We start from the raw sequence: 12,077 nt of genomic DNA, 5'->3' as shown, positions 1-12,077 counted from the left end.
AATTATTCCAGAGCTTATTTATCTGATCTGAATTAATGGTAATACCCTTATATCATAGTTTTAAAATTAGTTACGTATGGCTTCCTATAGAACCAGTATGCAAATTGTTGCAGATTTACTAGATGCTACTCAACAGTCTGGTCAAGAAGGCATCAAAACAACATCATTACTTACAAAGGCAAATCTATCACATTCAAGATTATCAAAATTCTTGGAAAATTTGACAGGAGCCGGTCTAATCAACAAGATAGAATTTGATGGTAAGAATACTTTTGTAATTACTTCCAAAGGTAGACAATACTTGGACTCTTACATGAATTTCTCAAGTATTGCAGGTTCATTCGGATTAGAACTTTAAAATCTATTTTCTAGATCTTCTTTTTGTGTTAGCTGCTTGTCGTTCTTTTCTTTCTTTGTATGTGCTATACACAAAAATAATTATGATTCCTGCAATGGCAGCATAAAATAATGGGATAAGAGGGGGATCACGAAATTCTCCAGATGATGGTTCAACAAAAGCAATGGGTATAGTCACAACCATGAAAATTAAAATAACTAATAGATACTTATCCACAAAATAATTGATTTACAAAACCATATATCTTTTTGATTTAGGAAAATCAATAGAGAAATGGCAAAATTACTTGAAATGATAGGATTGGTCCTTGTTGCAATTATGACATTAGGTTTTGTAGGTGTATTCATACCATATGGGATACAAAATGGAACATCTGAATTATTTTGGGGTTGTGCAGGCGCTACACTAATGATAATCATCTATAGAAAGATGAAAAACAAGAAAGAAGAACAAAAAGAAAGTTAACATATTTTAAAAATTATTAGTAATTGATCAATTGTAAATCAACCGACAGATCTATAAAGGACAATTCTAAGTTAATTGTGAGGGGAATTATTTGGTAGATCAAACAAAACAATGGTGGGAAGGTTTAGGAAAAGAACTAGAAACAGATATTGAAACCTTCGATGAATCATCTTAACAATTATCTAGATATTTTTAAAAAATTATCAAAGCCTTGAACGGGGTACGAACCCGCGACCTAACGCTTACGAGGCGTTCGCTCTACCAGGCTGAGCTACCAAGGCACGTTTGGGTAAATCCATCAGAGTTAATAAAAAGCCTTTCCGAAATGGACTAAATGAAAAAAACAATTTCAGGAATTAGAGGAATATTTGGAGAAGATCTTAACCTAAAAGATGTATTAGAATTTTGTAATAATTTTTCATCATTAATAAAATCAAAAAAATGTGTTATTGGAAAAGATACCAGACCTTCAGGTTCAATGGTCAAAGACTCTGCAACTGCAGCATTGATGAAAAATGGGATCGATGTTTTTAATTTAGAAACAGTTCCAACCCCAGTAGTTTTCAGAGAAGCAAGGAATTACGGAGCAGGGTTAGTAATTTCTTCATCTCACAATCCATTAGAATGGAATGGGATGAAATTCATCATTGATGGTAGAGGAATAAATGAGAACGAACTTCCACAAATCATCCAACATCAGGATATTGTGAAAACAAAAATCGGCATTGAAACTGAAATTAATACATCATACATTGAAGATGCAAAAAAAATCATAGGGGAAGTGGAAAACAAGCCAAAAATTGTAGTAGATATAGGAGGAGGGGCGGCTAAAGATTTTGCTCCATTACTACTAAGAGAAATTGGATGCGATGTTCAAGTAATTAATGAAAATATTTCTGGATGTTCAAGAGGGCCTGATCCAACATCAGATAATTTATCAGAATTGATTACTACGACTAATAAGAAAGACATTGGGTTTGCATTTGATCTAGATGGAGATCGATTAGTTGTTGTTAAAGACGGAAAAAAACAAACGCCAGATATTACACTGGGTTTAGGTGTAGCAAAATCATTGGAGTTAGGATACAAAAAATTTGTTCTAAGTATTGACACTAGTGTATCAGTTGAAAAATTTATCAAAGAAAAAGGAGGAAACGTGCAAAGATCCAAAGTTGGAGAAGCAAATGTAATAGATCTCATGCTAGAAAATAATGCACAGGCTGGAGGTGAAGGTAGTAGTGGGGGTTTTATTTTACCAGAATTCAATTATTGCAGAGAAGGAATTCTTACAAGCGGTCTAATTGCATCTATGTTAGATGGTTCAAAATTTAATGAGATATTAAATTACATGGGAAATTATAAACAGATTAGAGATAAAACTAAAATGGATTCAGAATTTCATGATAGAGTTATCGAAGAAGTAAAATCAAAATTTTCAAAAGACTATTCAGAAATAATTACATTAGATGGAATCAAGGGAATTATTGATGAAGATAGTTGGGTACTAATTAGAAAATCAAATACAGAAGACATCATTAGAGTTTCAGCAGAATCAAATAATGAAGAGAAATGCAAAGAGATAGTCAAAGATACGATAAAAATGGTAAATCAAAGTTATGAAAAAATTAGATGAAACATCCATAATTGAAATTTTTCAGAAGGGATTAGGTAAAAATAAATTTGAATCAGAAGATGTAGAAGTTTTTAATTTAGGTAAAAATAAGATCGTGGCAAAAACTGACACGCTAGTACAAAGTACAGACATCCCATCTAAAATGAAATTATCAGACGCTGCAAGGAAAAGTATAGTAGCATGTGTAAGTGATTTTGCCTCGAAGGGGGTCAAACCATCATATGGAATGATTTCAATAAATCTTCCAAAGACTATTTCACGCTCAAAAATTAACCAAATTGTTTCAGGTTTTAGAAATGCATCCAAAGAATTCAATATTTCAATTTTAGGAGGAGATACAAACGGAGGCAAGGAAATTGTATTCAACGTATGTCTTTTTGGAATTGTAGACAAAATAGTTACAAGAAAGAATTCAAAGAAAAGAGATTTGATATTTGTAACTGGTCCATTTGGATATACAGCAGCTGGATTAGATATGATTCTAGGTAAAAAAAGAGGAAAACCAGATTTTGTAAAAAAAGCAATTAATTCAGTCATTAAACCAAAACCTAGACTCAATTTTGGGATAAAAAACAAGAAATATTTTTCATCATCAATGGATTCCAGTGATGGATTATCTACAACATTAAATGAAATGTCAAAACAAAGCAAAAATAAATTTATCATAACCAATATTCCAGCATCAAAAGATTTGGAGAATTTTGTAAAATCTCATAGATTGAGTTTAAATAATTTAGTATTCAACGGTGGAGAAGAATATGAATTTGTTTTCACCACATCTCCAAACCATAAAAAAACTATTGTAAAGAATGCAAAATTATTGAAAATTCCAATTATAGAGATAGGTTTTGTCACTTCAGGAAAAGGAGTGTATGTTAAAAATGATAATGAATTGGTTCAGTTAAAAGATAAAGGTTGGAAGCATTTCAAATAATTATTCTCCATATGAGAAATCTCGTTCAACATTATTTACAATACTAAAAATGGATTCTGCAGGTAAAATGTTAACACATTCAGTAATCCATATTTCATCCAGATACATCAAACGTTTAAAATCATCATTAGGGAGTTCATCTGGGGTAGAATCGGGATACGTTGCGTGAATTCTATATCCTTCATTAGCAATCAGTTGACAGCTTTGTTCTTGAGGGGATAAACCAGAATCTCCGATCGGGGTCAAAAAATGAATTGCTACTGAAGCCATTAATGCAGTTGCAACGGCTATACCAATTGCCAAGAACAGAATTGATGCCATTTAATGCATCCAGATGATTACAGTATATGAATAGTCATTGGATATCCAATAGTGCCTAAATTATGATAGGTTCGAAAAATCAATGTATTTTAAACCCTTTAAGGTCTGATTAGACATTGTCAGAAGCTGAGATTCAAGAAGCACCAGTAGAAAAGACTGAAGCCGTAGTTGAAGAGACTAACACTGCAGAAGATGTGAAAACTGAATCTGTACAAGAATCAAAAGCTCAACCAGAGACAAAAAAAGAAGGTCCTGAAAAATGGGGAATTGCCCATATTTACAGCAGTTATAATAATACAATTATTCACATGACCGACCTTACAGGTGCAGAAACAGTATCCATCAGTTCTGGTGGGATTCATGTAACTGCAGATAGATACGAATCATCACCATTCGCTGCAATGAAAGCAGCAAATGCAGTTGTTGAATCTGCAAGAACAAAAGGATTCACAGGATTTCATATCAGAGTTCGTGCTGTAGGTGGAGTTGGTTCCAGAGTTCCTGGTCCAGGTGCACAAGCAGCAATTAGAGCATTAGCAAGAGGCGGATTTAAAATTGGAAGAATTGACGATGTAACACCAATTCCTCATGACACCACCAGAAAGAAAGGTGGAAAAAGAGGAAGAAGAGTCTAGTCAGATATTTTTATTTTAATATCACAACCTTTAGAAACAAAATAATCTGTCATAAATTTTGCAAATTTTCCTGCTTGATCATTTGCCTGATATTTATTAATCATATCAGAAAACTTTTCCTCTATTCCGTTCTGTAAATTAGGTTTAATCGCTAATTTAAAAAATGTCCATCCAAATTTTGGTGAAGGATCACTTAGAACATATCCATTATAACCAGATACAAGACTTTCCATATGAGATAATGCTTTTTTGATTGTCAGTAGATCATCTGCATAATTTTTTGTTCCAATTTCTAAAACAATATTCATTACTCATCACCGTCATCTGAGGGTTGATTACTAAGTTTATCAGTTAGAGAAACAAATTTTCCATCTTGTTCTACATTAATTTTTGTAGCCATTCTAACATTGATACCAACTGATCTAAACAATGTCAATAACTTTCCCCCGTCAATACTTTCATTAATTTCTCCAGTTTTAATTAATTCAGATAATTTTTCAATAATCATTTTTGTTTCATTTGGGAATTGGGATTCTGCATTTTGTAAAACTTCTAGTCCTCTGAATCCAAGTATTTTGATAAGAGAGTCTCTTGGATTTTCAGCAACTTTTTCTTTTTCAGCATCCGGAGTTGATTCCACTTTTTGTTTTGTGGAAATATTTTTCTGCATTTCAGCTAATCGTTTAGCCTTTAATCGTTCTAGTTCAGAATCTTCTTCGCTCAACCTTTAATCACACCAATAGGCACCAATTTTGCAACTTTTGTGGCAATTCCCAAATTATGAGAGACATTAACTACAGAATCAACATCTTTGTAGGCTTGAGGAGTTTCTTCAACAACTCCATCTCTAGTTAAGGCTTTGATGAATATGCCTTTGTCATTTAGTGATTTTTTAACATCATCTTCAGTAAAATTTCTTCTAGCTTTTGAACGAGACATCGTTCTTCCTGCACCATGAGCAGTAGATCCAAAACTCAAATTCATTGAATTTGGTTGCCCAAGTAAAATCCAGCTAGAAGTACCCATAGAGCCTGGAACTAAAACGGGTTGTCCCAAATCACGATATTTGAACGGAATTTCATTTCGATTTGCAGGAAACGCTCTTGTTGCGCCTTTTCTATGAACCACTAAATTACGTTCTGCTCCATCAACTTTATGTTTTTCAACTTTGGCAATATTATGAGCAACATCATAAACTAGTTTCATATCAAGATCAGATTCTGATTGATTAAATACACGTTGAAAAGAATTTCTCGTCCAATGAGTAAGCATTTGTCTATTACTCCAAGCAAAATTTAATGCAGAGAACATTGCTTTTCTATAAGATTCACCTTCTTCAGAACTATTTGGAACACATGCAAGTTCTCTATCAGGTAAATTGATATTGTATTTTTCCATAGCTTGTTCTGCTACTCTCAGATAATCACTACACACCTGATGACCGAATCCTCTAGAACCACAATGAATTAAAACTGTAATTGTTCCTTCTTCTATTCCCATTCTCTTTGCTGCTTCTTCATCATGAATTTCTGCAACTTTTTGTACTTCAAGAAAATGATTTCCAGAACCTAAACTGCCAAGTTGAGGTGCACCTCTTTTTCTTGCTTTATCAGAAACTTTGTTTGGATCAGCATTTTGAATTTTTCCATTTTCTTCACAAACATCTGAATCATCAGATGAGCCATAACCATGATCAATTGCCCAGTCCACTCCTCTTACCAAAACTTCATCAAGTTCGGAAGGAGTTAGTTTTACTGCACCTTTAGATCCGACACCAGAAGGGATGGAGCTAAAAAGATCCGTTACCAATTCTTTTAGTTTTGAACGAACTAAATCTTCAGATAAATTAGAACGAAGTAAACGTACTCCACAATTAATGTCATAACCTACACCTCCAGGACTAATCATTCCTTCTTCTGCATCCATAGCTGCTACCCCACCTACTGGAAAACCATAACCTTCATGCCCATCAGGTAAAACCACACTATGGCTAACTATACCAGGAATACAGGCTACATTTTTTGCCTGCATAATTGTCCTATCAGAGAGCATTTTTTGCATTAATGGCTCATCAGCATAGATTCTCACAGGAACTTTCATACCAAGATTTGAATCAGCATCAATTTGATATTGATTCTCTCCAATTTTTCTTGGCGTACTAGAAGACATGAGTATTGGTAAAAATTCCCTTCAATCCAATTTAAATCATCAGAAGATTTGTAAAATAATTTCAAAACAATCCAAATAATAAGAAAAACTATTCATGAAATTGATGATCTGGTTTATCTATGATTAAATCATTTCATTATTGTGGTAAGAAAACAATTAACAGAAAAAGAAATTAAAAAACAAAAAGAAGAGCAAACATTGAGAGCAAAAGCTTCTAGAGCAGCTAGAAGAAGCGGCAAAAGCATGAAAACTGAAGGCAAAGTATCTAAAGCAAGTTCAAAGACAAAAGAGGCTAGATCATCAAAAAAGGTCGCAGCAGTTAAGAAACAAACTAGACGTTAGATGTAAAAAGCAATCTGAGTTTTAAAACATAATTTTTAATTAAAGTTTAACACAAACTAGTTTTAGCGCATCATAGTTCGCTTGTACATTTTTCTACTCATAAAGACAATGAATATCCCTATTCCAACTTCAATTAAGGTAATCAAAAGTGCTGCACCAAGAATATCCATCATAGCAGTCATCATTACGTTGGCAGAACTGCTTGTCAATTCTTGGATTTCACTTCCAGTGTACTCGAATCCAAATGAATTCATTCCAATAATTGTGTCAATATACGACATTGTTGTTGTATCTATGGGTCCAAGATCTATAGGCATTGGAATTCCAGCACCACCAATTCCACCCAAACTGTTCATGACACCAGTCATTAGCAGGTATGAAACAGCAGAAGCAAAAATTATTGCAAAGATTATCAAGAAAATTCCAAAGATTAAGGGTAAAATGTATACTATTTTTGCTTTAGTTTGGTAAGATTTTTCTTTTTTAAATTTTAATATTTTTGTCTTATCATTTTTTGTCTTATCATTTTTTGTCTTATCATTTTTTGGTTTGTCTTTAACATCAACTGTTTCTTCAACATCTGTTATTTCTTCAACATCAATAGTTTCTTCTACATCCGTTGTTTCTTTGACATCTATTGTTTCTTCTATAGTAGGCTCAGGAATTACATGTCTACTTTTTTTCCAATTGCATTGAGGACAATAATTAAGATCAGATGAAAGAGTTGCTTTGCATCTTTGACATTGTTCAGTTCTCTTCATTGTTTTCCTCTCAAAATTATCTTACATCAATGACAGTATGTAATAATCTTTAATGACCAAAAATTAAGGCTAAATCTTAAAAAGTACTCTTGAAAATGAAATGTATTTTATTTTTGCAAATACCAAATTATTTTACAAGTACATGGTACGACAAACTAATTCTTTAATTTAAAGCCGATCGAGGTTATCTTACATGATTTTCAGTTTTGATATTCTACCAGACTATAAAATATAGAATCAGTCATAGGTGATTAGCAAGATGACAGATGCTAAAACAATCAATATTGGAGAGGTAATGACCAAATCAGTGATCTCTGTAGATGCAACATTAACAGTAAATGAAACTGCAAAAATGATGGAGGATGCTAAAGTTGGAGCAGTTATTGTAATGGAAGATAACTTACCAATAGGAATTGTTACAGATAGAGACTTTGCAATCAAAATTGCAGCTCATGCTTATCAAATTACAGGACCTGTAAAACAAATAATGTCAACTCCACTATTTTCAATTAATCCAGATGAAACTGTAAGAACTGCAGCAGATTTAATGCATGACAGAGGAATAAGAAAATTACCAGTTATCGATGATGGAAAAGTGATTGGAATTATCACATCAACTGATATTGTTAATTTGTTATCTGTTTGTGTAGAAGAAGATATGAGAGACATGTATTTTCATTCAGTAGCAAAAATCTATACTAATTACAGCCCATATAATTAACAAAATTATGGTAGTGCCAATAATTGTATTATTAGGAATTCCAATTCTACTTGGAATTGTATACATGCCTCCATATGATCTACCAGTAGAGGAAGAACCAAATGAAATTCCTGAGGAACCTGATGTAAGTATTTTGTACTATATCTTAATGGGAATTTGGACGTTGTATTTGATTAAAATTCTTCTTCAAGTTAAAAAAGGAACTTTCAAGGTAACACAGAGGTTTTAACATGAACACAGCACCATACTGGAGAAAAAATATTTGTTCTGATTGCAAGCGAGTTAACTGTCAAAAAGGTTGTCTTTGTGATTGTCACCAATTAAGAGATAGAGTAGATTAAGTTCAAAATTCATAAGTAGATTTATTTTCGATGTATACTGATTAGAAATATTGGCAATTCTACCTATCGATAATGGTCGTTATGGCACCAAAGAAATGATGGATATTTTCAGTGAGCAGAAAAAAGTAGACTATCAATTAGAAATAGAAGGAGCAGCTGCCATTTCTCAAAGTGAGATTGGAATTATCTCAAAAAGTGTAGGTAAAGAAATTCTCAGAGCTGCAATGTCTGGAAAAATTACTGCAAAAAGAATCAAACAATTAGAAGCAAAAAGTGATCACGATACTGCAGCACTAGTAGAATCACTAAGTGAGAAATGTAGTAAAAATGCAAGACCATGGATACATTATGGATTAACAAGTAATGATTTAGTTGATACAAGTAACTCAATGCAAATGAGAGATGCATTACAAATTATAGAGCCAAAAGTTGCAAAGATGGCATCAATTCTTGCAAAAAGAGCTGTAAAACATGGAAAGATCCCAGCGGTTGGTAGAACACATGGTCAGCATGCAAGTATAATTTCATTTGGATTAAAGTTTGCAAACTGGGCTGCAGAAATGGCAAAACATGTAGAACGAATTGAAGAAATTAAGAAAAGAATTTTGATTTGTAAAACATTAGGTGTTGTCGGTACTGGCTCTCTTATGGGTGCAAAATCACTTGAAGTACAAAAAAGAGCTGCAAAACGATTAAAATTATTTCCAGCAGAAGTTACAACACAAGTTGTTCCTAGAGAAAGATATGCAGAATATGTGTTTGAATTGGCATTAATTGGTGCAACATTAGAAAAAATTGCAATAGAGATTAGAAATTTACAAAGAACAGAAATTGGAGAAGTTGCAGAACAGTTCAAAAAAGGACAGATGGGAAGTAGTGCAGTTCCAGTTAAAAGAAATCCAATTAAAAGTGAACGAGTGTCATCATTATCAAAATTAGTGAGAAGTCAAGTTGCAGTTGCATTTGAGAATATTCCATTATGGCATGAACGAGATCTTTCAAATTCAGCAAATGAGAGATTCATTCTTCCAACTGTTTCAATTCTAGTTGATGAGATGCTTGAAACTATGACTAGAATTATTTCAAACTTGATGGTAAATGAGAAAAGAATTGTAGATAACCTATACATCACAAAGGGTCAAATCTTTGCAGAATTTGTTTTGGAAGCTCTAATCAAAAAAGGCATTCCAAGATTTGAGGCATACAGAGATGTTCAAAGAGTTGCGTTTGAGGCAAATGACAAAGGAATGTTCTACAAAGATGCAATAAAAAATGATAAAGCATTCAATTCAAAATTAACTGAAAAGGAAATAGATTCTATCTTCTTACCAGAAAAACACCTTGGTGCATCTCCTGCAATCATAAAAAATGTAGAAAGATCAGTTCAAAATACAGTTAAAAAATTTATCTAGTTTTTAACAAAGCCTTGTGAATTTTAGTACCATACTGTAATGCTTTTTTTCGTTTTGTGTAGGAAAGTTCTGGAACATTAACTTCACTTGCTAATTTACGAATAATGTGTTTACGATATAGATCTTCAGAGTCATGAATTTTTTCAGATATAGGAACAGTTTTTGCATATTTGATGAATTTTTCTGAGAGTAATGGCTGGAGTATTGTCACTCCAAATTCAGATGCAATATTATTTACAGCCTTCATCATTTTTAGTTCATTATCTAATTTAGCCAGTATTACTTCATTGATTTGTGATTCTCCACCAGAATATGCTTCTCTATATGCATTGTAGCCGCAAAATAATTCATCTATGCCATTTGCAGTAATTACAGTATCAAGATCTAAAGAGTTTGCTAGTTTTGAAACATAATGAAAAGCAATGCAATTTTCATTCCAAGATAGATTGTCTGTTTTTATTGCTTGATTAATTTTTGAAGAAATAGATGAAAATTTGTCTGGATCAATTTCTAAAACATGATGAGGATATTTTAGAAATTCATTGACATGTTTTGCAAACAAAATATCATGGGATTCTGAAAATCCAATCGTAAGTAATGTAATATCAAAATCCATATCGGAGCAAATTTTTGATATTAATGTACTGTCAACACCACCAGAAAAAGCAATTCCAATTTTCTTTACTGTGACAGTTTCAGAAATGGAATTCTTGATATTCTCAAGTAACTCTTTGTTCATATCATCCATTTTGACTTACTCCACATATTCCATAAAGGGTAATGAATCAATCTTTTAATTCAACATTAAATGTAATACAGTATGATACGATTATCACAAATAGACATCGAGGAGCAATTAAAGAGCCTCTCCGGCTGGAGTATTGTTAATGAAAAACTGCACAAGGAATTTCAATTTGAGAGCTTCAATCAAGCATTTGGTTTTATGACCAGAGCAGCTATGGAAATTGAGAAAATGAATCACCACCCAGAGTGGTTTAATGTGTATAATAGAATCACCATAGAACTAACAACTCATGATGCAGGAGGCATAACAAAAAATGATGTCAATCTGGCTAAAATTCTAAATTCTTTGGAATAGCTGCAAATGAAGAATTTTAGGCACAATCATTACAGAATTTATATTATATCCAAAGTCAGTTGACTTCACATGGCTTCAAGTCCTACAATATTAGATTCAGATTTTCGATATATCGACAAAAAAGGAAACTTGCTCAAAACTCGAACTGAGTTAACAGTAGCACAGATGCTTGCATTTCTTGAGCAAGATTATGAATACAATCACAAAGTTACACTAAAGAATGGAACAGAGGTTGTAATTGATTTCAAAACTGAAAAGGGATTGATTGAAGTAATTGATACAGATGAGGATATCAAAAAATACAAACAAGTCAAAGAAGATTTTCCTGAAAATAAAGTAATGGCAATAGGACATGCAAAATATGTAGCACAAATTAAAGAATTACAAGATATTGTATTTTATGATAAAACTCCACAGACAGGTTCTATATTCTTAGAAGATGCATCATTCTCATTTGATTATGCACATATTCTTCCCCTAGTTGAAAAATGTTCTATCCTACACGGACATACATCTTCTGTAATGGTTGAACTTGTTGGACAAATGAAAGACAATCTTCTTTTAGATTTTGGAGAAGCTAAAAGAATCATCAAAGAAGTAGTTAATGTATTTGATCATAAATTTTTCATAAATAGAAAATATCTAAAGAAAGAAGATGATTCACATTATCAAATTCAATTTGAAGGACCTAAAGGTATGTTTGACTTGCAAGTTCCAAAAAATACAACATATCTGTTAGAAGGTGAGGCCACAGTTGAAAACCTTTCAAGTGAAATTATCAAATTGCTAGTACCAAAAATGCCATCAAATGTAGAGGCAGTAGGTGTTTACATCTATGAAGGGTACAACAAAGGATCTCATATTATTTCAAACATAGAAAGATAAT

18 protein-coding genes and 1 tRNA gene are annotated in these 12,077 nt (G+C 32.5%); 11 read left to right on the top strand and 8 right to left on the bottom strand.

The window, feature by feature from the left end; genetic code table 11:
- Nucleotides 1-97: 97 nt before the first annotated feature.
- Nucleotides 98-358, top strand: coding sequence for a winged helix-turn-helix domain-containing protein (locus ACW9W4_RS04005; protein WP_179363640.1), 261 nt, complete (start codon nt 98-100; stop codon nt 356-358).
- Nucleotides 359-361: 3 nt separating this feature from the next.
- Here ACW9W4_RS04005 and ACW9W4_RS04000 read toward each other — a convergent pair whose 3' ends face one another.
- A complete protein-coding gene (locus ACW9W4_RS04000; protein WP_457761204.1) occupies nt 362-574 on the bottom strand; it encodes a hypothetical protein in 213 nt (70 codons plus the stop codon).
- A gap of 57 nt (nt 575-631) precedes the next feature.
- Here ACW9W4_RS04000 and ACW9W4_RS03995 point away from each other — a divergent pair, with 57 nt between their 5' ends.
- Entirely contained in the window at nt 632-823 is a 192-nt protein-coding gene (locus ACW9W4_RS03995; protein WP_457761203.1) for a hypothetical protein, read from the top strand.
- 207 nt (nt 824-1,030) lie between these two features.
- Here the strand turns inward: ACW9W4_RS03995 and ACW9W4_RS03990 are convergent.
- Nucleotides 1,031-1,104: transfer RNA gene (locus ACW9W4_RS03990), tRNA-Thr, on the bottom strand.
- Between the two features lie 53 nt (nt 1,105-1,157).
- On the opposite strand from ACW9W4_RS03990, the gene ACW9W4_RS03985 reads away from it, so the two are divergent.
- Together ACW9W4_RS03985 and thiL are read left to right on the top strand one after the other, a co-directional pair.
- Complete coding sequence (locus tag ACW9W4_RS03985) at nt 1,158-2,456, top strand: phosphomannomutase (RefSeq protein WP_457761202.1); 1,299 nt, start codon at nt 1,158-1,160, stop codon at nt 2,454-2,456.
- Nucleotides 2,440-3,390, top strand: a complete 951-nt coding sequence (gene thiL, locus ACW9W4_RS03980) for a thiamine-phosphate kinase (protein WP_457761201.1) — start codon at nt 2,440-2,442, stop codon at nt 3,388-3,390. The genes ACW9W4_RS03985 and thiL overlap by 17 nt, the downstream gene beginning before the upstream one ends.
- Here the strand turns inward: thiL and ACW9W4_RS03975 are convergent, their stop codons facing one another.
- Nucleotides 3,391-3,711: a hypothetical protein gene (locus tag ACW9W4_RS03975; RefSeq protein ID WP_457761200.1), complete on the bottom strand. Its 321-nt coding sequence runs from the start codon at nt 3,709-3,711 to the stop codon at nt 3,391-3,393.
- A gap of 116 nt (nt 3,712-3,827) precedes the next feature.
- On the opposite strand from ACW9W4_RS03975, the gene ACW9W4_RS03970 reads away from it, so the two are divergent.
- Nucleotides 3,828-4,346 (top strand): 30S ribosomal protein S11, encoded by a 519-nt coding sequence (locus tag ACW9W4_RS03970; protein WP_457761199.1) that lies wholly within the window; start codon nt 3,828-3,830, stop codon nt 4,344-4,346.
- Here the strand turns inward: ACW9W4_RS03970 and ACW9W4_RS03965 are convergent.
- The 3 genes from ACW9W4_RS03965 to ACW9W4_RS03955 are packed head-to-tail and all read right to left on the bottom strand — an operon-like array spanning nt 4,343 to nt 6,515.
- The gene (locus tag ACW9W4_RS03965; protein WP_457761198.1) at nt 4,343-4,654 is read right to left on the bottom strand and encodes a hypothetical protein; all 312 of its coding nucleotides are present in this window, start codon (nt 4,652-4,654) and stop codon (nt 4,343-4,345) included. The two genes, ACW9W4_RS03970 and ACW9W4_RS03965, sit on opposite strands and share 4 nt — an antisense overlap.
- The gene (locus ACW9W4_RS03960) at nt 4,654-5,070 is read right to left on the bottom strand and encodes a DNA-binding protein (protein WP_457761197.1); all 417 of its coding nucleotides are present in this window, start codon (nt 5,068-5,070) and stop codon (nt 4,654-4,656) included. The genes ACW9W4_RS03965 and ACW9W4_RS03960 overlap by 1 nt, the downstream gene beginning before the upstream one ends.
- Nucleotides 5,067-6,515 (bottom strand): RtcB family protein, encoded by a 1,449-nt coding sequence (locus tag ACW9W4_RS03955; protein WP_457761196.1) that lies wholly within the window; start codon nt 6,513-6,515, stop codon nt 5,067-5,069. The genes ACW9W4_RS03960 and ACW9W4_RS03955 overlap by 4 nt, the downstream gene beginning before the upstream one ends.
- A gap of 141 nt (nt 6,516-6,656) precedes the next feature.
- On the opposite strand from ACW9W4_RS03955, the gene ACW9W4_RS03950 reads away from it, so the two are divergent.
- On the top strand, nt 6,657-6,857 hold the full coding sequence (locus ACW9W4_RS03950) for a hypothetical protein (RefSeq protein ID WP_457761195.1): 201 nt from the start codon (nt 6,657-6,659) through the stop codon (nt 6,855-6,857).
- 62 nt (nt 6,858-6,919) lie between these two features.
- Here ACW9W4_RS03950 and ACW9W4_RS03945 read toward each other — a convergent pair whose 3' ends face one another.
- Nucleotides 6,920-7,618, bottom strand: coding sequence for a hypothetical protein (locus ACW9W4_RS03945; protein ID WP_457761194.1), 699 nt, complete (start codon nt 7,616-7,618; stop codon nt 6,920-6,922).
- A gap of 259 nt (nt 7,619-7,877) precedes the next feature.
- On the opposite strand from ACW9W4_RS03945, the gene ACW9W4_RS03940 reads away from it, so the two are divergent.
- The 3 genes from ACW9W4_RS03940 to purB all read left to right on the top strand — a co-directional run bounded on the left by ACW9W4_RS03940 (nt 7,878) and on the right by purB (nt 10,092).
- On the top strand, nt 7,878-8,339 hold the full coding sequence (locus tag ACW9W4_RS03940) for a CBS domain-containing protein (RefSeq protein WP_457761193.1): 462 nt from the start codon (nt 7,878-7,880) through the stop codon (nt 8,337-8,339).
- Nucleotides 8,340-8,346: 7 nt separating this feature from the next.
- A complete protein-coding gene (locus ACW9W4_RS03935) occupies nt 8,347-8,568 on the top strand; it encodes a hypothetical protein (protein WP_457761192.1) in 222 nt (73 codons plus the stop codon).
- A gap of 162 nt (nt 8,569-8,730) precedes the next feature.
- Entirely contained in the window at nt 8,731-10,092 is a 1,362-nt protein-coding gene (gene purB, locus ACW9W4_RS03930; RefSeq protein ID WP_457761191.1) for an adenylosuccinate lyase, read from the top strand.
- Here the strand turns inward: purB and ACW9W4_RS03925 are convergent.
- On the bottom strand, nt 10,085-10,840 hold the full coding sequence (locus ACW9W4_RS03925) for an asparagine synthase C-terminal domain-containing protein (RefSeq protein WP_457761190.1): 756 nt from the start codon (nt 10,838-10,840) through the stop codon (nt 10,085-10,087). The genes purB and ACW9W4_RS03925 overlap by 8 nt on opposite strands.
- A 72-nt stretch (nt 10,841-10,912) precedes the next feature.
- Here ACW9W4_RS03925 and ACW9W4_RS03920 point away from each other — a divergent pair, with 72 nt between their 5' ends.
- Together ACW9W4_RS03920 and ACW9W4_RS03915 are read left to right on the top strand one after the other, a co-directional pair.
- The gene (locus ACW9W4_RS03920) at nt 10,913-11,191 is read left to right on the top strand and encodes a 4a-hydroxytetrahydrobiopterin dehydratase (RefSeq protein ID WP_457761189.1); all 279 of its coding nucleotides are present in this window, start codon (nt 10,913-10,915) and stop codon (nt 11,189-11,191) included.
- Nucleotides 11,192-11,260: 69 nt separating this feature from the next.
- Nucleotides 11,261-12,076, top strand: coding sequence for a 6-pyruvoyl trahydropterin synthase family protein (locus ACW9W4_RS03915; protein ID WP_457761188.1), 816 nt, complete (start codon nt 11,261-11,263; stop codon nt 12,074-12,076).
- The last annotated feature ends 1 nt before the right edge of the window (nt 12,077 follow it).

It is taken from the genome of Candidatus Nitrosopumilus sp. bin_7KS (assembly GCF_054095835.1).
This window is presented reverse-complemented; position numbering and strand designations above follow the sequence as displayed.